The organism is Microbacterium mangrovi (genome assembly GCF_000802305.1).
GTDB lineage: Bacteria > Actinomycetota > Actinomycetes > Actinomycetales > Microbacteriaceae > Microbacterium > Microbacterium mangrovi.
This window is the reverse complement of sequence record NZ_JTDK01000010.1, coordinates 281,473-298,685: the sequence shown is the minus strand read 5'-3', so window position 1 is coordinate 298,685 and position 17,213 is coordinate 281,473. Positions and strand designations below refer to the sequence as shown.

17 protein-coding genes are annotated in these 17,213 nt (G+C 71.1%); 7 read left to right on the top strand and 10 right to left on the bottom strand.

What is annotated here, in order from left to right; all coding sequences use genetic code 11:
- Positions 1-92 precede the first annotated feature (92 nt).
- Positions 93-731, top strand: coding sequence for a lipoyl(octanoyl) transferase LipB (gene lipB / locus LK09_RS12150; protein ID WP_039399550.1), 639 nt, complete (start codon positions 93-95; stop codon positions 729-731).
- On the top strand, positions 728-1,729 hold the full coding sequence (lipA, locus tag LK09_RS12145) for a lipoyl synthase (protein WP_082008219.1): 1,002 nt from the start codon (positions 728-730) through the stop codon (positions 1,727-1,729). The genes lipB and lipA overlap by 4 nt, the downstream gene beginning before the upstream one ends.
- A gap of 57 nt (positions 1,730-1,786) precedes the next feature.
- Here the strand turns inward: lipA and LK09_RS12140 are convergent, their stop codons facing one another.
- From LK09_RS12140 to smc, 3 genes are read right to left on the bottom strand one after another with little or no spacing between them, the layout of a single operon-like run.
- Entirely contained in the window at positions 1,787-2,287 is a 501-nt protein-coding gene (locus tag LK09_RS12140) for a DUF2004 domain-containing protein (protein ID WP_039399549.1), read from the bottom strand.
- A 58-nt stretch (positions 2,288-2,345) separates the two neighbouring features.
- Positions 2,346-3,218: a signal recognition particle-docking protein FtsY gene (ftsY, locus tag LK09_RS12135; RefSeq protein ID WP_039399548.1), complete on the bottom strand. Its 873-nt coding sequence runs from the start codon at positions 3,216-3,218 to the stop codon at positions 2,346-2,348.
- A gap of 9 nt (positions 3,219-3,227) precedes the next feature.
- Positions 3,228-6,737 (bottom strand): chromosome segregation protein SMC, encoded by a 3,510-nt coding sequence (gene smc, locus LK09_RS12130; protein WP_039399547.1) that lies wholly within the window; start codon positions 6,735-6,737, stop codon positions 3,228-3,230.
- A gap of 464 nt (positions 6,738-7,201) precedes the next feature.
- Here smc and LK09_RS12125 point away from each other — a divergent pair, with 464 nt between their 5' ends.
- Genes LK09_RS12125 through LK09_RS12115 form a run of 3 tightly spaced genes read left to right on the top strand, consistent with a single transcriptional unit; the run spans position 7,202 to position 9,738 of the window.
- On the top strand, positions 7,202-7,477 hold the full coding sequence (locus tag LK09_RS12125) for a hypothetical protein (protein WP_039399546.1): 276 nt from the start codon (positions 7,202-7,204) through the stop codon (positions 7,475-7,477).
- Positions 7,478-7,504: 27 nt separating this feature from the next.
- Positions 7,505-8,596: a GNAT family N-acetyltransferase gene (locus tag LK09_RS12120; RefSeq protein WP_039399545.1), complete on the top strand. Its 1,092-nt coding sequence runs from the start codon at positions 7,505-7,507 to the stop codon at positions 8,594-8,596.
- Between the two features lie 41 nt (positions 8,597-8,637).
- Complete coding sequence (locus LK09_RS12115; RefSeq protein WP_039399543.1) at positions 8,638-9,738, top strand: GNAT family N-acetyltransferase; 1,101 nt, start codon at positions 8,638-8,640, stop codon at positions 9,736-9,738.
- Here LK09_RS12115 and mutM read toward each other — a convergent pair.
- The 6 genes from mutM to LK09_RS12085 all read right to left on the bottom strand — a co-directional run bounded on the left by mutM (position 9,731) and on the right by LK09_RS12085 (position 14,971).
- On the bottom strand, positions 9,731-10,642 hold the full coding sequence (mutM, locus tag LK09_RS12110) for a bifunctional DNA-formamidopyrimidine glycosylase/DNA-(apurinic or apyrimidinic site) lyase (protein ID WP_039399542.1): 912 nt from the start codon (positions 10,640-10,642) through the stop codon (positions 9,731-9,733). The two genes, LK09_RS12115 and mutM, sit on opposite strands and share 8 nt — an antisense overlap.
- A gap of 8 nt (positions 10,643-10,650) precedes the next feature.
- Complete coding sequence (gene rnc / locus LK09_RS12105) at positions 10,651-11,349, bottom strand: ribonuclease III (protein WP_039399541.1); 699 nt, start codon at positions 11,347-11,349, stop codon at positions 10,651-10,653.
- On the bottom strand, positions 11,346-11,555 hold the full coding sequence (rpmF, locus tag LK09_RS12100) for a 50S ribosomal protein L32 (protein ID WP_039399540.1): 210 nt from the start codon (positions 11,553-11,555) through the stop codon (positions 11,346-11,348). Before rpmF ends, rnc begins: the two co-directional genes overlap by 4 nt.
- Positions 11,556-11,627: 72 nt before the next feature.
- Entirely contained in the window at positions 11,628-12,113 is a 486-nt protein-coding gene (locus LK09_RS12095) for a YceD family protein (RefSeq protein WP_052226706.1), read from the bottom strand.
- A 130-nt stretch (positions 12,114-12,243) separates the two neighbouring features.
- Positions 12,244-12,759: a pantetheine-phosphate adenylyltransferase gene (gene coaD / locus LK09_RS12090; RefSeq protein WP_039399534.1), complete on the bottom strand. Its 516-nt coding sequence runs from the start codon at positions 12,757-12,759 to the stop codon at positions 12,244-12,246.
- Between the two features lie 49 nt (positions 12,760-12,808).
- Entirely contained in the window at positions 12,809-14,971 is a 2,163-nt protein-coding gene (locus tag LK09_RS12085) for an ATP-dependent DNA helicase RecG (RefSeq protein WP_039399533.1), read from the bottom strand.
- Between the two features lie 50 nt (positions 14,972-15,021).
- On the opposite strand from LK09_RS12085, the gene rsmD reads away from it, so the two are divergent.
- On the top strand, positions 15,022-15,624 hold the full coding sequence (gene rsmD, locus LK09_RS12080) for a 16S rRNA (guanine(966)-N(2))-methyltransferase RsmD (protein WP_039399532.1): 603 nt from the start codon (positions 15,022-15,024) through the stop codon (positions 15,622-15,624).
- Here rsmD and thiL read toward each other — a convergent pair.
- Entirely contained in the window at positions 15,597-16,589 is a 993-nt protein-coding gene (gene thiL, locus LK09_RS12075) for a thiamine-phosphate kinase (RefSeq protein ID WP_039399531.1), read from the bottom strand. The two genes, rsmD and thiL, sit on opposite strands and share 28 nt — an antisense overlap.
- 89 nt (positions 16,590-16,678) lie before the next feature.
- Here thiL and LK09_RS12070 point away from each other — a divergent pair, with 89 nt between their 5' ends.
- Positions 16,679-17,203: a DUF3515 family protein gene (locus LK09_RS12070; protein WP_231563024.1), complete on the top strand. Its 525-nt coding sequence runs from the start codon at positions 16,679-16,681 to the stop codon at positions 17,201-17,203.
- Positions 17,204-17,213: the final 10 nt, after the last annotated feature.

Sequence of the window (17,213 nt, the reverse complement as noted above, 5' to 3'; positions counted from 1 at the left end):
TCAAGCCTATGGCCCGGTGCATCGTGACGCGTGCGCGTCTGTGTCGTATTGTTGGACACGATCCATCAAAACGCCACGAGCGAAGGAGCAGCGTGCTCGAGATCCTGGACGCGGGCCTCGGCCCGCAGTACGTGCCGTACCTCGACGGCTGGGCGCTGCAGCGCAGCGTGCACGCCGACGTGGTCGCCGGCACCCGCCCCGACACGATGATCGTGCTCGAGCACGAGGCCGTGTACACCGCCGGCAAGCGCACCCAACCGGAAGACCGGCCCACCGACGGCACGCCGGTCATCGACGTCGACCGGGGAGGGCGCATCACCTGGCACGGTCCGGGCCAGCTGGTCGGCTACCCGATCGTCCGTCTCCACGAGCCCATCGACGTCGTCGCGCACGTGCGCCGCATCGAGCGTCTGCTCATCGAGGCGCTGCGCGTGCACGGGGTCGACGGCTACCAGGTCGAAGGCCGCAGCGGCGTGTGGGTGCGCCGCCCGCTCTCCGAAGACAAGGTCGCCGCCATCGGGGTCCGCGTCGAGAAGGGCGTGACGATGCACGGGTTCGCGGTCAACTGCGACAACTCCCTGGCCGCCTTCGGCGGCATCATCCCCTGCGGGATCACCGATGCCGGCGTCACCACGGTGAGTGAGGTGGTCGGGCGCGATGTGGCGCCGCGCGACGTCCTCGGCACGATCGTCGACGTGTTCCAGCGCGAGTACGCGGAGGTGGCCGCGTGAGCACCGCAGCACCGGACGGACGCAAGCTGCTGCGCCTGGAGGTCCGCAACGCGCAGACCCCCATCGAGCGCAAGCCGGAGTGGATCAAGACCAAGGCGAAGATGGGCCCGGAGTACACTGCCCTGCACTCGCTCGTGAAGGACGAGGGCCTGCACACGGTCTGTCAGGAGGCGGGCTGCCCGAACATCTACGAGTGCTGGGAAGACCGGGAGGCCACGTTCCTCATCGGCGGCTCCCAGTGCACGCGGCGCTGCGACTTCTGCCAGATCGACACCGGAAAGCCCGCGGACTACGACACCGACGAGCCGAGGCGCGTCGCGGAGAGCGTCACGCGGATGCAGCTGCGCTACGCGACGGTCACGTGCGTCGCCCGCGACGACCTCCCCGACGGCGGCTCCTGGCTGAATGCCGAGACGGTCCGCCAGATCCACGCGCAGAACCCGGGCACCGGCGTCGAGCTGCTCGCCACCGACTTCAACGGTGACCCGACCCTGCTGCAGGAGGTGTTCGACGCGCGCCCGGAGGTCTTCGCGCACAACGTGGAGACGGTGCCGCGCATCTTCAAGCGCATCCGTCCGGCGTTCCGCTACGAGCGCTCGCTCGATGTGCTGACGCAGGCGCGGGATGCCGGGCTCATCACCAAGTCGAACCTGATCCTCGGCATGGGCGAGGAGCCCGAGGAGGTCGTCCAGGCCCTCCAGGACCTCCACGACGCGGGCACGGACATCATCACGATCACGCAGTACCTGCGGCCCTCGCCGCGGCATCTGCCCGTGGCGCGCTGGGTCAAGCCCGACGAGTTCGTCGAGTTCAAGGCGGAGGCCGAGCGCATCGGGTTCCTCGGCGTTCTCGCCGGGCCGCTCGTTCGCTCCTCGTACCGCGCCGGACGCCTGTGGGCGCAGTCGATGCTCGCCAAGGGCCGCGACATCCCCGACGACCTCGCGCACCTCGCCAAGGACATCGCCACCGAGGGCCTCACCTTCGCACAGGCGGTCTGACCCCCCGACGCCGGTGGACGTCCGCCCGACGATGTGCGGCGTCTGCCGGTCGACCCGTCAGCGGTCGGCGCTGGCGATCGACTGGATCGTGCCGTCCGACCCGAAGTTGACCAGGAGCGCCTCTTCGGGGGCATCCGCGTCGATGATGTACTCGAGCACGGCGAAGGGCTCGTCGCCGTCGAATTCATCGAGCAGCACGGTGAGGCTCACCAGCTGAAGCGAGCGGATGACATCGATCGGGGTGTCGCCGGAGATGTCGACGAGGAAGTCCTCGAGCTCGTCGCCCAGGCGATCCTCCTGCTGCAGGATGTACTCGGTCACCTCGCTGGTGCGGCTGTCGAGCTCGGACACCATCGCGTTGCGCGCCGCGATGTCCATGCCCTCGAGTGCCCGCACGAGCATGGCGGCAGCGTCGAGAGCCGCCGGTTCGACGTCGGCCTCGAACGGCGCGCTGAGGTCGATGGTGACGTTCTGGTCGCCCAGTTCGACGACGTCGCTCCAGCTGATCGAGCCGTTGTCGGTCTCGATCAGTCCGAAGTACTCGTGCTCGATCGCCATGCCTCTATGCAACCACCCTCGGCGGGGTTTGGGTAGCGCGACGGACCGACCGGCACACTCATTCCACGAGGGATGCCGCGAACACGTGCGGCGTGAAGCCGGTGAGATCGTCGATGCCCTCGCCCTGTCCGAGGAGCTTGACGGGGATGCCGGTGCGCTCCTGCACGGCGAGGACGAACCCGCCCTTGGCCGAGCCGTCGAGCTTGGTGATCACGAGCCCGGTGACCCCCGCATGCTCGAGGAACGCCTCGGCCTGCATGACCCCGTTCTGGCCGGTCGTGGCATCCAGGACGAGCAGAACCTCGCTGATCGGAGCCTGCTTCTCGATGACACGCCGGATCTTCGTGAGCTCGTCCATGAGCCCGCCCTTGGTGTGCAGGCGGCCGGCGGTGTCGACGACGACGATCTCGGTGCCGTGCTGCTTCGCGTAGTCGATGGTCTGGAACGCGACCGACGCAGGATCCTGCCCCTCGCGCTCGGGACGCACGATCGCGACGCCGGAGCGCTGCGCCCACGTCGCGAGCTGCTCGACCGCCGCGGCGCGGAAGGTGTCGGCCGCCCCGACCACCACGGAGCGCTGGTACCCGCGGAGGAACTTGGCGAACTTGCCGATCGTGGTCGTCTTGCCGACGCCGTTCACCCCGACCACGAGCACGACAGCCGGCCGCTCGGTGAGCTTCAGCGTCGTGTCGAACTTGGCGAAGCGCTCCTCGAGGGTCTCCTTGAGCATGCGCTGCAGGTCGGCCGGGTCGGTCGTGCCGTACCGCTCCACCTTGGCGCGCAGCTCGTCGACGATGCGCTCGGTGATGTCGGGCCCGAAATCGGCGGTGATCAGCGCCGTTTCGAGATCCTCCCACGTCGTCTCGTCGATGGTGGGCTTGACGAACAGGCCGCGCAGCGCGCGACCGAGTGACCAGGAGCGTTCAGCCATGCATCCAGCCTACGGGGCGGGCGCGGGAGTCTTCTCCGAGCGGGCCGGGGCCACGCGCTGGCCGACGACCGCCGACACGCCGTCCTGCCGCATCGACACCCCGTACAGCGCGTCGGCGATCTCCATCGTGCGCTTCTGGTGCGTGATGACCAGGAGCTGGCTGGACTCCCGCAGCTGCTCGAACACCCCGAGCAGCCGCCCGAGGTTGGCGTCGTCGAGCGCGGCCTCCACCTCGTCGAGGATGTAGAACGGGCTCGGGCGCGCCTTGAAGATGGCCGTGAGCAGCGCCACGGCCGCGAGGGAACGCTCGCCGCCGGAGAGCAGGGAGAGCCGCTCGATCTTCTTGCCGACCGGGCGCACCGCGACCTCGATGCCGGTCGTGAGCGGATCGTCCGGATTCGTCAGCGAGATGCTGCCGGTTCCGCCCGGGAAGAGGATCGGGAACACCTCGCCGAACGCCGTGCGGGTGTCCTCGAAGGCGGCCACGAAGATCGACACCATGCGCTCGTCCAGCTCCGCGATGATCGTCATCAGGTCGGCACGCGTCCGGGTGAGGTCGTCGAGCTGCTCGGTCAGGAACCGATGCCGCTGCTCGAGTGCCGCGTACTCCTCGAGGGCGAGCGGATTGACCTTGCCGAGCCGGCCGAGCTTGCGCTCCGCATCCTGCAGCCGCCGCCGCTGTGCGGCCCGGTCGTACGGGACGGGTTCGCCGTCGTCCTCAGCGGGCACCGGGTTCTCCGGACCGTACTCGTCCACAAGGATGTCCGCCGACAGCCCCAGCTCGGACTGCACGCGCTCGAGCAGGCTGGTCAGCTGCAGCCGCTTCTCGTGGATCTGCAGCTCCAGCCCATGCACGCGTTCGGTGAGGGCGTCGATGCGCGAGCGCACGGCGGCGTCGTGCCGGCGCACCTCGTCCAGTTCGGCCGACACCGCCGAACGCGTGGCTTCGGCCGCGGCGAGCTCGACGCGCGCCTCGCTCACCGAGCGGTCGACGGAATCCAGCAGCGCGGGGAGCCGTGACGCCACGCTCTGCGCGACCTCGCGCTGCGCCTCGCGGAGCGCCGCGCGCCGGGCAGCGGCGACGGCGGCGGCCTGTTCGCGCTCCCGCTGGCGCTCCAGGGCGACGACGCGCGCTTCCTCGGCACGAACGCGTTCGCGCAGCGTCTCGACATCCAGCCTGGCCCGCATCTCCGCCTCGCGGGCCTCCTCGAGAGCCGCGAGAACCCCGTCTCGCGCCGAGGCGTCCAGGATCGGGCGCGGCGAGGCCAGCGCCGTGTCGAGCTGCTCCTGGGCGCGGGCCGCATCGGCCTCGGCATCCGCAACGGAGGACTGCATCTGCCGGAGCGTCGCCGTGAGCCGCTCGCACTCGGCGGCGGCCGCCTCCGCGCGCACCGTGGCGCGGTTGACCTGCTCGGCGTGCGCAGCCAGCGCCGCGTCGTGCGCGCGGAGTCGCTCGAGTGACGACTTGGTCTCGCGGCGGGCGGACTCCAGTGCTCCCGTCGACTCCTGCAGCGCCTCCCGCAGGGCATCGGCCACCACGGTGATCTCCGCAAGGCGATCGGTCGCCGCGTCACGCTCGGCGGCGAGCTCCAGCCGGGAGCGGGACGCGCCCGTTCCCGCACGCAGCGAGTAGGCGGTGACGACTTCCCCGTTCCGGGTGACGACGGTGAGCGCCGACCCGACGCCGACGCGGCGCGCGGCCTCGAGGTCGTCGGCGATCACGACGCGGGCGAGGAGCCCCAGCACGCCGGGTGGGGCGGTGACGATGTCCTGTGCGGCCACGAATCCCGGTGCGGACGGCACCTCGGCCGGCGCGCCCTCCGGCTCGGCGATCACGATGTCGACGATGCCGAGGTCCGCCCCGGTGACCTCGGCGGCCGCGGCGAACCCGTCCGCGACGGCATCCACGAGCACGCCCTCGGCGAGGGCGCCCAATGCGGCGGCGATCGCCGTCTCGTAACCCGGCTGCACCTGGATCGCATCGCCGACGACACCGCGGATGCCGCGTCCGCCGCGGGCGATGAGGTCGCCGGCGGCGTTGCGGATCTCGAGCGCCCGCCCGAGTGCCGCCGCCTGCGCGGTCAGCGCCTCGATCTCCCGTTCCGTTCCGTGAAGGCGCTCGCGCGTGGCCGCCGCCTTGTTCTCGGTCTCGGTCGCGGTGCGCTGCGCCCGCTCGTAGGCGGCGCTGTACTCGGCGGAGGCCTGCTCGGGGACGAGTTCGGGGGCGAGGCCGGCGAGCTGCTCCTCCGCCTGGGTGCGCCGCTGCTCCGCGGCTTCGAGGGCGCTCTGCTGCCGCGCGACGCCCGTGCGGATCGCCGCCAGCGTCGACGCAGCCGCCTCTGCGGAGCCGCGCAGTGCGGTCAGGCGCATGTCGTGCTCGGACACCAAGGCGCTCTGCGCCGCGATGTCCGCGTCCAGCGCATCCAGCTCCGTGCGCGCCCGCGTCACCTGCAGCCCGGCGGCGTGCGCGGCATCCTGCGCGGCGGACACACCCGAGGACAGCTCGACGACACCCGCCCGGGCCTGGTCGATCTGCTCGATCGTGACGGTCTGGGCCGGAGCGAGGGACTCGTCGTCCGCGGCGAGCAGCGACAGCCGTTGTCCGGCCAGCGTGTACAGACCGCGCAGGCGCTCCTGCACGCGCCCGAGATCGAAGGCAGTCTGGCGGGCGGCATCCACCGCCTCCGAACGCTGATCCTCCTCGAGCTGCGCGATCCGCCGGTGCAGGGTGTCGGCCTGGTCCTGCAGGACGAGCCGTTCCGCGTGGCGCTCCTGCTCGTTCTGCGCGAACGCGGCCAGCTCTGCGCGCAGCTGCACGACGTCGTCGGCATAGAGCCGCGCGCGGGCGTCCCGCACGACGGCGGCGATCGACGCCGCCTGCCGCGCGATCTCCGCCTGGCGCCCGAGGGGCTTCAGCTGTCGCCGCAGCTCGCCGGCGAGATCGCTCAGGCGCGTGAGGTTGGCCTCCATCGCCTCGAGCTTGCGCACCGTCTTCTCTTTGCGACGCCGGTGCTTGAGGATACCGGCGGCCTCCTCGATGAAGCCGCGACGGTCCTCCGGAGTCGCCTGCAGCACCGTGTCCAGCCGGCCCTGTCCGACGATCACGTGCATCTCACGGCCGAGGCCGGAGTCGCTGAGCAGCTCCTGCACATCCAGCAGGCGGCAGTTCTGCCCGTTGATCGCGTACTCGCTCGTCCCGTTGCGGAACAGGGTGCGCGAGATGGTCACCTCGGCGTACTCGATGGGCAGCGCACCGTCGGTGTTGTCGATGGTCAGCTGCACCTCGGCCCGACCGAGCGGCCCGCGCGTGGCGGTCCCGGCGAAGATGACGTCTTCCATCTTGCCGCCGCGGAGCGTCTTGGCGCCCTGCTCCCCCATGACCCAGGCGAGCGCGTCCACGACGTTCGACTTGCCCGACCCGTTCGGCCCCACGATGCACGTGACGCCCGGCTCGAGGGCGAAGGTCGTCGGCTGCGCGAACGATTTGAAGCCCTTGAGCGTCAGGCTCTTCAGATGCATGGATGCCGCCTCCCTCGCGCCGCGGCAGCTTGCTGGACCACCCCACGCTACCGGACACCCTCCCCCGGTTCTCGACGCCGCGCGGCATCCCGACACGCTCGAGGGTCCACACGGAACAGGAATTCCGGCCGATTTCGGCGTGTCGCGCAAAATCTGCTTGACATCGGCGCAAAACCCGCGCTAGCTTCGGGAACCGTTGATGCGCACGGCATCACCTGAGCGTCGAGAGGAGGCCCACCGATGATTACCAAGACACCATCGATCGTGGCGTTCCGACTCCGTTCGGGCGTCGTGCGCGGCGGAATCGCCGCGTCCTGACCGCTGCCCTCCGCATCACTCCGGCACCACTTCTGCACGCCGTCGAGTGACCGCCCGCGTCTTCTGATCGCCCGGGCCGATCGATCTCCACCGCCGGCTTCGCCACGTCTTCGCGGCGCGCCCGCCGGCACTCTGCTCGAAAGCACATGATGCATACCATCGAGTCCGCTGCTCCCGTCCGGGAGCACGACGACACCTTGTCCCTGCCCGACACCGGTCGGCTCACCGCCGTCGCACACGACGAGCGGCTCTCGCTCGCCGAGCGCGCGCATCTGCGTCTCGCACTGTGGCTGCTGCTCAGCGGCGCCCGGCGCGCGAGCACCGCACTCGACCGCGACGCCCACCGGCGGCGCGTCGCCGAGGCGCGAGCTGCCCAGGCGCGCACGCACGACGAGCTGCACCGCGCATTCCTGCGCAGCTGAACCGACCCCGACCCCAGGAGGAATCCGATGACCACCGACCTCGGACCCATCGCGTTCACCGTGATCCCCGTTGACGTGCCGGCCACGGCGGAGTCCGCGGACTCCGCCGGCCTGCACGAATGGGTGCGGATCGCCAACGCGGTGGTCGCGCACGACATCGGACACCACGCTCTCGATGAGACCGCGACCCAGACGCTGGGATTCTGGCGCGACGCCGACTGGGTGAACGTCCCGTTCCTCGTGAACGCGGACGGGCACCCGGTCGGTGCCGGACTCGTGCGCCATTCCTCCCAGCCCGGCCACACGGCCGACCTCGAGGTGCTCGTGGACCCCGCCCACCGCGGCGGCGGTGCGGAGGACGCCCTCCTGGCCGTGCTCGAGAGCACCGCGCGGCGCCTCGGACGCACCACCGTGCAGAACTGGACGCTGCACCGACCGGCAGACGGCGGCGAAGTCCTCCGTCCGCCGAGCGGGTGGGGCGCCATTCCGGCGGCCGACCCGCAGACCCGCTTCATGGAGGCCGCCGGGTTCCGGCTCGGTCAGGTCGAGCGCAACAGCTCCTTCGATCTGCGCGCCGATCCGAGCGTCCTGCGCGCGACGTTCGATGCCGCGGTCGACGTCGCCGGCCCCGACTACCGTTACCGGGAGTGGACGAGCCCCACCCCGCCCCAGTGGCGCGCCGGGCTCGCCCGGGCGATCTCCCGCCTTCCCACCGACGCTCCGGCCGGCGCGCTGGAGATCGAGGAGCAGGAGTGGGACGCCGCCCGGATCGAGCGGCGCGACGCGCGACTTGCCGCACAGGGGATGCTCGTCTCCGTCGCGGTCGTCGAGCACGTCCCGACGGGCGCGGTCGCCGCATACAACGAACTCGCCATCGGCGCGGACCGGACGGCGGTCACCTCGCAGTTCGGCACCCTCGTGCTGACGGAGCACCGCGGACGCCGGCTCGGGACGATCGTCAAGTGCGGCAATCTGCTGCGGTGGCGCGACCTGGTGCCCACGTCCCCGCGCGTGTCGACGTTCAACGCGGAAGAGAATCGCCCGATGCTCGACATCAACGAGAAGCTCGGCTTCGTTCCGGTCTCGTACGCCGGCGCGTGGCAGAAGGAGCTGGCATGACCAGGGAGCCTGGCAGAAACGAATCGAAGGAGACCGCGACAATGACCGCACATGAGACGACGGCTCTGCCGTCGGGCGTCACCCTGACCCCACTGCACATCCCCGCATCCGTCGACGCGCCGGATGCTGCAGACTTCATCGACATGGTGCGCGCACGCAACGCGATCTACGAGGAGATCAACGGCACCGACGATGAGACCGTCGATGCCGCCGAGTTGCTGCCGGGATTCCAGCACACCGACTATTCGAAGCGATCCTGGTGGGTCGTCCGGCAGGGCGACCGGGCCGTCGGGCGCGTCGGGATCGAGCTTCCTCAAGAGGAAGGCTCGCACATCGCCTACTGGTGGATCGAACTCGTCCGCTCGGTCTGGGGGCAGGGCATCGGCTCGGCCGCGTACGAGATGGTGGAACAGAGGGTTCGCGCCGAAGGACGCACGGTGATGCAGGCCTGGGCGAGTCACGTTCAGGGCGACGGCGAACGACTCGCACCGCCCACCGGGTTCGGCACGGTCCCCCGCGACCACGCCGCACGCTTCCTCGAGCGCCGCGGCCACACTCTCGAGCAGATCGAGCGCCAGAGCGTTCTCAACCTCGATCCCGCGGCCTTCGCCCGGATCGAGGATCTGCTCGGCGAAGCCCGGAAGGCGGCGGCGGACTACGAGATCGTGCAGTGGATGCTGCCCACCCCGGACGAGCTCGTGGACGACTACGCCTGGCTGAAGTCGCGTATGTCGACCGACGCGCCCGCCGCGGACCTCGACGTGGACGAGGAGACGTGGGATGCCGCGCGAGTGCGCGACCACGACGCACGATACGTCGAGTCCGGGCGGGCGGCCCAGGTCACCGCCGCGCGTCATGTCGCGACGGGCACTCTGGCGGCGTTCAACGAGCTGGTCGCCGGCACCGACCGGAGCCGCCCCACCATGCAGGAGGACACCCTCGTGCTGCGCGAGCACCGCGGACACCGACTCGGGATGCTCGTCAAGTGCGCCGGACTCCTCTCGTGGCGGGAGGTCGCGCCGCAGTCCCGCCGCGTGCTCACCTGGAACGCGGAGGAGAACCGGCCGATGCTCGACATCAACGAGGCCATCGGCTTCGCCCCCATGCTCTACAACGGCGCGTGGAAGAAGGAGCTCAGCTGAGGCGCCGGATCCTCTGACAGGACGAGCAGAAGTGGCTGGACCGGTTCATGAAGGGGTCCCGGCGGATGGGGCGGCCGCACCTCGCGCACGGCAGCCCCGTCCGCCCGTACGCATTCAGCGAATGGGCGAAGTAGCCCGCCTGCCCGTTCACGTTGACGTACTGGGCGTCGAAGCTCGTCCCGCCCTCGACGAGCGCCTTCTCGAGGACCAGCCGCACCTCGGTCAGAAGGAGGGTCGCCGCGCGTTTCGACAGCGCGCGCGCCGGAGTCTCGGGATGGATCCGCGCCGCCCACAGTGACTCGTCCGCGTAGATGTTCCCGATGCCGCTCGCGACGGTCTGGTCCAGCAGGACCCGCTTGATGGCGGAGTCCTTGCGCGCGATCAGAGCGCGCCAGCGGGCATCGTCGAAGGCGGAATCGAGCGGATCGCGGGCGATGTGCGCGACCTGGCTCGGCACGGCGGCCGCGTCGGTTCCCCATCCGCCGGGGGCGTGATCGGGCGTCGGCACGTCGGTGTCGATCGCGAGCGACCCGAACGTCCGCTGATCGCTGAAGACCACGGCCAGCTCGCCGTGGAGCGGATGCGCGATATCGAGACGGATCCGCTCGTGACGTTCCGCGGGCGCGCCGGACTCGCGCAGCAGCATCTGCCCGCTCATCCCGAGGTGGCCGATGAGCGACTCCCCCGGTCCCGACTCCGTCGCCAGCGGGAGCCAGAGGAACTTGCCGCGTCGTGCGGCGCCGACGAGCGTGCGCCCCGTCAGGCGGGCCTCGAAGTCGGCGCACGAGCCGGGATGCCGGGTGAGCGCACGCTCGTCGTGCACCGTGACGGCCACGACCCGCGCACCGGTCACCGCCGGCGCGAGCCCCGCGCGCACGACCTCGACTTCGGGAAGCTCAGGCATTCAGGGGCTCAGCCGCGCCCGGACAGCGCGTGCCAGGCATCCAGCGCGGCCGCCATCTCGGCGTGCTTCTTGCTCGTCCCGGTTCCGTGGCCCACGGTCTCACCCGTCGTCACCGTGGCGGTGAACGTGCGGTTGTGATCGGGTCCGGTCGAATCCACGGCGTACAGCGGCGCCGGCAGGTGCAGGCGCGCGGCGACCTCCTGCAGGCTCGTCTTCGGATCGATGGCGGCGTCGATGCGGGCCGGGTCGGCGAGCATCGGCTCGACGATGCGGTGCACCAGGCCGGTCGCGGCATCCTGACCCGCCGACAGGTATGTCGCGCCGATGAGCGCCTCGGTCGTGTCGGCGAGGATCGAATCCTTGTCGCGACCGCCGGTCAGCTCTTCGCCGCGCCCGAGCTTCAGGTATGCGCCGATGCCGATGCGCCGGGCCGCCTCCGCGAGCGCCACCGTCGACACCACACCGGCGCGCCGCTTGGCGAGGGTCCCCTCGTCGTACTCGGGATGCCGCGTGTACAGCAGCACGGTGGTCGCCTGGCCGAGCACCGAGTCGCCGAGGAACTCGAGCCGCTCGTTGTGCGGGAGGCCGCCGTGCTCATACGCGTAGGAGCGATGCGTCAGCGCAAGTGCGAGAAGCTCGGGGTCGATGTCGACCCCGAGCTTCTCGGAAAGACTGCGCTGTGATTCGTCAGTCACGACGGCGTTCAGGCGTCGGCGACCTTGCGGCCCTTGTACTCGAGGAACAGCTCGGTGCCCTGCGAGTCGGTGACGACCTTCGCCTGGTGCGGACGGCTGTAGACGGTCTTGCCGTTCTCGACGGTCTTCACCAGGGTGGGGACCTCAGCCTTCCACTGCGCGCGACGCGAGCGGGTGTTCGAACGGGAGACCTTCCGCTTCGGGGGGTTACCTGCCATGGCCTTCTCTACTTTCGTGTGCGACCCGGACGCACGCGTCCGGTTCTGATGTTCTCTGCTCGGGGTGAGGCGCTATCGTGTCGGCTCGTCCTCAGGACCGGCAGCCGGCTCCGCCTGGAAATCCGCGAGAGCTGCCCATCGTGGATCGAGGGGTTCCTGCGGCTCCGGCACGGCTCGCTCGTCCAGACGCTCGCCCGTGATCGGGTCCAATCCCGGGCAGTCTGGCCGGCAAACCGGCTGAAACGGAAGCGACAGAACAATGGCGTCCCGGACAAGAGTTTCAAGATCCACGTGGTCGTCTTGAACCTCGAAGTCATTCGCTTCCTCTCCAGGATACGCGAAAAGCTCCTGGAACTCGACTTCGACCCGCTCGGAGATCGGTGTGAGGCACCGGCCGCACTCGCCCTCGTAGGTGGCAGCGGCCGTCCCGGTCACGAGGATCCCCTCGTGGACGGACTCGAGACGCACGTCGATCGCCACCGGCGAGTCGGCCGGCACCGAGACGAGCGCCTCTCCCCAGCGATCGGCCAGGTCGACGTCGAATTCGAGTTCGCGCATCTCACCGGGGCGTCCGACGAGATCACGGATGTTCAGGGCGAAGGGGCCGGGGCGGGTGGTTCTCACCCGACGAGTCTAGCCGCGGGCGCCTTCGCGGGCACCGAGTCGGCGGTCGTCTCGGGCGAGCCGCTCAGTTCTGGATGGTGCCGACGGAGGGGTCTGTCGTGGCATCCAGGAACCGCGCGACGGCCGGCGGCACGTACGGCGAGACGTCGCCGCCGAGCGCCGCCACCTGGCGCACGAGCGAGCTCGACACCAGGGCGTGCGCCGGGTCCGGCAGCAGGAACACCGTCTCGATGCCCGCGAGGTGCCGGTTCACGATCGCCATCGGCGTCTCGTAGGCGACATCCACCTGCGAGCGGATGCCCTTGACCAGGATGCCCGCCCCCACGTCGCTGGCGTAGTCGACGAGCAGGCCCATGCTCCACGAGGCGACGACGACCTCGCCGCCCACCTCGCCTTCGGCGATCGACTGCTCGAGCAGCGAGAGCCGCTGCGCGATGGGCAGCATGGCCTCTTTGCCCGGGTTGTGCACGACCACGACGTGGGTGGTGTCGTAGAGGGCGGCGGCGCGACGGATCACATCGAGGTGTCCGAGGGTCGGCGGGTCGAAGGATCCGGGAACGACGGCGATCCGGTTGCTCACGTGACCACCCTAGTCGGCGCGGCTCCGCACCCCGCGCACCGCGCGACGGCTAGTTCTTCGCGAGGGCGGCGCGCTCGGAGGCGTCCAGCCGCCGCTCGATCGCGGCGCCGAGAGCGGGATGCCGGATGAGCGCCGGATCGTCGGCGAGGATCCGCTCGGCCTCCTGGCGCGCCTCGGCGAGGATGTCGGCATCCTTGATCACCCGCAGGAGCCGCAGCGACGACCGTGCGCCGGACTGCGCGTCGCCGAGCACGTCGCCCTCGCCGCGCAGCTGCAGGTCGACCTCGGCCAGTTCGAAACCGTCGGTGGTGGCCGCGACGGCCTCGACGCGGGCCCGCGCCGGAGTCCCCGCGGGCGACTCCGTGACGAGCAGGCAGATCCCCGGGACCTCGCCGCGGCCGACGCGGCCGCGCAGCTGGTGCAGCTGTGAGACCCCGAACCGGTCGGCATCCAGGATCACCATGGCAGACGCGTTCGGCACGTCCACGCCCACCTCGACGACGGTCGTCGCGACCAGCACGTCGATCTCGCCGGCGGCGAAGGCCCGCATCACCGTGTCTTTCTCGTCGGGGCTCATCTTGCCGTGCAGCATCTCGACGCGCAGCGCCGCGAACAGCGGATGCCCGGACAGCATCTCGACCACCTGCACCACCCCCCAGCGCGGGCGTGCGCTCTCCCCCTCGACCGGCGGCGCGGCATCGTCGTCGGCCGCGGCCGCCCCGGACGCCTCGGTGTCGATCGCGGGACAGACGACGAACGCCTGATGCCCGGCGGCCACCTCTTCGGTGACCCGCTCCCACACGCGTCCGAACCACCCCGGCCGGTCGGCGAGCGGCGCGACGAACGTCTGGATGCCGGCGCGGCCCGCGGGCATGGTGCGGATCGTCGACACGTCGAGGTCGCCGAAAACGGTCATCGCCACCGTCCGGGGAATCGGTGTCGCGGTGAGCACGAGGGCGTGCGGGCTGGAGCCCTTCGCGCGGAGCGTCTCGCGCTGCTCGACTCCGAACCGGTGCTGCTCGTCGACGACGACGAGGCCGAGATCGGCGAAGGTCGTCTTGTCGCTGAGCAGCGCGTGCGTGCCGACCACGATCAGGGCTTGTCCGGATGCCACTCGCAGCGCGGCACGGCGCCGCTCGGCGGCGGGCATCTGACCCGTAAGCAGGGTCGGCATGAGCTCGGGGGCGAGGTCTCGCCCGAGCATCCGGACGATCGATCGGAGGTGCTGGCCGGCGAGCACCTCGGTGGGGGCGATGAGCGCACTCTGTCCGCCGGCATCCGCGACCTGCAGCATCGCCCGCAGCGCCACCAGGGTCTTGCCCGAGCCGACCTCGCCCTGGACCAGCCGGTTCATCGGCCAGTCCCCCACGAGGTCCGACGCGATCTGATCGCCCACCGACTGCTGGTCGGGCGTGAGGGTGAACGGCATCGCCGCATCGAATCGAGCCAGCAGGGCTCCGGCCGGGCGCTTGGTGGCCGACAGTGCGCGCACCAGCGACCGCTGCTGGAGCAGCGCGGTCTGCAGGACGAGGGCCTCATGCATCCGCAGGGTCTGCTGCGCGACCGGCACCTGGTCGGCGAAGTCGGGTCGGTGGATCCGCTCCAGCGCTTCGCGGGCGGTCAGCAGTCCGTCGCGGATCCGCACGTCCTCCGGCAGCGGGTCGGGCACGTCGCCGAGTCCGTCCAGCGCCATGCCGACGAACTTCTGCAATTGCCAACTCGACACCGTGGAGGTCGCGGGATAGATCGGGATCGGCTCGTGTTCGTGCGCCTCGGCGGTGGCCAGGGCCGCATCGGCATCGTCGAACAGCTGATAGTCGGGGTGCGACAGCTGTTTTCCGCCCTTGTACTCGCCCACCTTGCCGGAGAAGATGCCCTGGCGCCCGTGGGCGAGCTCGGCGGCACGCCAGGCCTGGTTGAAGAACGTGATCTTGAGCTCGCCGCGCCCGTCGGTGATCGACACCTCGAGCAGGCTGCCGGACCGGTTTCGCATCGGCCGCTGCTGCACGGAGCGCACCTGGGCGACGATCGTCACCTGCTCCCCGACGACCAGCGATGAGATCGGGGTGAGCTCGCCGCGATCGGCGTAGCGACGCGGATAGTGCGCGAGCAGGTCGCCCGCCGTGTGCATGTCGAACGCTCGCTCCAGCGCGCCCGCGCTGCGGGCACCGATGATGTCGGTCAGCCGGGACTCGAGACCGTGCGACGACATGCGCCAAGTCTAGGCGGCGCGTCGGACATCGACGTTTGTAGGGTGGAGATGTGCCCCGCATCATCGCCGGCCGCGCCGGCGGCTCCGTGCTCGCCGCCCCCTCGAGCGGCACCCGGCCCACGAGCGACCGCGTCCGGGAGTCGCTGTTCGCCGCCCTCGAGTCCGCCGATGCGCTCCACGGAGCGCGCGTCGCGGACCTCTACGCGGGCACCGGCGCCCTGGGCCTCGAGGCGCTGAGCCGCGGCGCTGCCTCCGCGGACCTCGTCGAGCAGGCGCCGGGCGCCGAGAAGCTCACCCGGGCCAACGCCGCCCGGGTGCTCAAGGCGATGGGCGGAGCGGTCCCGGCGTCCGCGGTGCGCGTCCACCGGCAGTCGGTGGGCACCTACGTGGCGACGGCGCACGGGCCGTTCGACCTGGTGTTCCTCGATCCGCCCTACGACCTCGGCGACGGCGAACTGGCCCGGGTGCTGACCGCCCTCGAGCCGTCCCTCGCGCCGGACGCGCTCATCGTGGTGGAGCGTGCAGCACGCTCGACCGACCCCGAGGTGCCCGCCGAGTGGGTCGCCGAGCGCACGAAGCGCTACGGGGACACCGCGATCCGGTGGTACCGGTTTCCGGCCGAGCCTCAGCCGCGCTCGGAATCCCAGTCCTGATAGGGGTCCCAGCCCGCCCGATCGTCGAACGGACGGCCGTCCACATGCAGGGGCCCGCCGGGCTGCGCCGCGCGCACCGTCCCGATCGCGCGGAACCCCGGGGGCAGCGGCGCGTCCGGCGGAAACGTCGCGAGCAGGGCGTGATCCTCGCCGCCGGCCAGGGCCACGGCGAGGTCGCCGCCGATCGACGCGGACGAGAGGTCGATGGTGACGGCGGATGCCGACGCCATGCGACGGGCATCCAGCGCCAGCCCGTCCGAGACGTCCATCATGGCGGAAGCCCCCGCGCGGGCCGCGATCGGTCCGAGACCGATCGGCGGCGTCGGCCGCAGCTGCGCCGTGATCGCGTCGGCCTCGCCCGGCCGGAGCGCCGCGACATCCACCGGCACGGGCGCTCCGTGGGCATCGCGGAAGCGGTCGAAGAGGATGCCGAGCCCTCGCGCAGCGAGACCCGTCTCACCCGCGACCGCGACGACGTCCCCCTCGCGTGCACCGTCACGGCGCACCGGCGGGATGCCGTCGAGCACACCCAGCGCGGTGACCGCGATCGTCAGGGTGTCGGACACCGTGAGATCGCCGCCTTCGACCGCGCACCCCGGCGCCAGAGCCTCACAGCCGGCACGAAGGCCCGCCGCGAGCGCGGTCACGAACGAGAGCGGGGTGGAATCCGGCATCGCGAGGGCGACCAGCAGCGCCGTCGGGCGAGCCCCCATCGCGGCGACGTCGGCGAGGTTCACCGCCGCCGACTTCCATCCGAGGTCGTAGCCGCCGGACCATGCCAGACGGAAGTCCGGCCCGTGCACGAGGGTGTCCACGGTGGCGACGATCCGCTCCCCGGGAGCGGGCAGCACGGCGGCGTCGTCACCGGGCCCGACCTCGGCCGACGACGGCCCGATCTGCCGCAGGATCGCCTCCAGCACCTGCCCCTCGGAGAGCTCGCCCACGGTCGGATCGGTTGCGGTCATGGATTCCACCGTATCGGGCCCGCGTCGGCTCGCTGCGCCGGTCGGTCCACTCGGCGGTGTCTCAGCCGACCGCGCCGTACGCTGGATCGGTGACCTCCCTGCGCCCCTCGGCCCGTTCCCGTCGCGCCCTGCGCATCTCCGCGTCCGTCGTCGGGGCGGTGGTGCTGGCGGCAGGTCTCGCCGGATGCGCCGCGACGATCTCACTGAACCCGCCCCCGCACGCCGACGACCCGCGCTGCGCCGAGGTGATGACCGACCTCACCGCCCTGTCCGGCGGCACGCTCGGCGGGCAGGACCGGCGCTGGACCGACGCGCAGTCGACCGCGGCCTGGGGCAACCCGGCCACCATCATCCTCGCGTGCGGCGTCACCCCGCCCGGCCCCACGACACTCAAGTGCGTGAGCATCGGCGGCGTCGACTGGATCGTCGACTCCTCCAAGACGCCCAAGCTCACCGTGACGACGTACGGTCGCACGCCGGCCGTCCAGCTGTTCCTCGACAGCAGCGCCGGCAGCGGCGTCGACCCGAACGAGGTGCTCGACACGGTGGGCCGGCTCGTCGCGCAGGACACCAGGCAGACCGCGCAGTGCACGAACCCCGCGACGAACAGCTGACGCCGCCGCG

What these genes read in the sequence shown, in the direction of transcription:
- thiL (WP_039399531.1), bottom strand. Translation starts at nt 16,589, where the DNA reads ATGACCGCAACCGATCCGACCGTGGGCGAGCTCTCCGAGGGGCAGGTG.
- mutM (WP_039399542.1), bottom strand. Translation starts at nt 10,642, where the DNA reads ATGCCTGAGCTTCCCGAAGTCGAGGTCGTGCGCGCGGGGCTCGCGCCG.
- LK09_RS12095 (WP_052226706.1), bottom strand. Translation starts at nt 12,113, where the DNA reads ATGCGCGAACTCGAATTCGACGTCGACCTGGCCGATCGCTGGGGAGAG.
- LK09_RS12125 (WP_039399546.1), top strand. Translation starts at nt 7,202, where the DNA reads ATGATGCATACCATCGAGTCCGCTGCTCCCGTCCGGGAGCACGACGAC.
- LK09_RS12140 (WP_039399549.1), bottom strand. Translation starts at nt 2,287, where the DNA reads ATGGCGATCGAGCACGAGTACTTCGGACTGATCGAGACCGACAACGGC.
- LK09_RS12120 (WP_039399545.1), top strand. Translation starts at nt 7,505, where the DNA reads ATGACCACCGACCTCGGACCCATCGCGTTCACCGTGATCCCCGTTGAC.
- smc (WP_039399547.1), bottom strand. Translation starts at nt 6,737, where the DNA reads ATGCATCTGAAGAGCCTGACGCTCAAGGGCTTCAAATCGTTCGCGCAG.
- ftsY (WP_039399548.1), bottom strand. Translation starts at nt 3,218, where the DNA reads ATGGCTGAACGCTCCTGGTCACTCGGTCGCGCGCTGCGCGGCCTGTTC.
- rpmF (WP_039399540.1), bottom strand. Translation starts at nt 11,555, where the DNA reads ATGGCAGGTAACCCCCCGAAGCGGAAGGTCTCCCGTTCGAACACCCGC.
- LK09_RS12115 (WP_039399543.1), top strand. Translation starts at nt 8,638, where the DNA reads ATGACCGCACATGAGACGACGGCTCTGCCGTCGGGCGTCACCCTGACC.
- LK09_RS12085 (WP_039399533.1), bottom strand. Translation starts at nt 14,971, where the DNA reads ATGTCGTCGCACGGTCTCGAGTCCCGGCTGACCGACATCATCGGTGCC.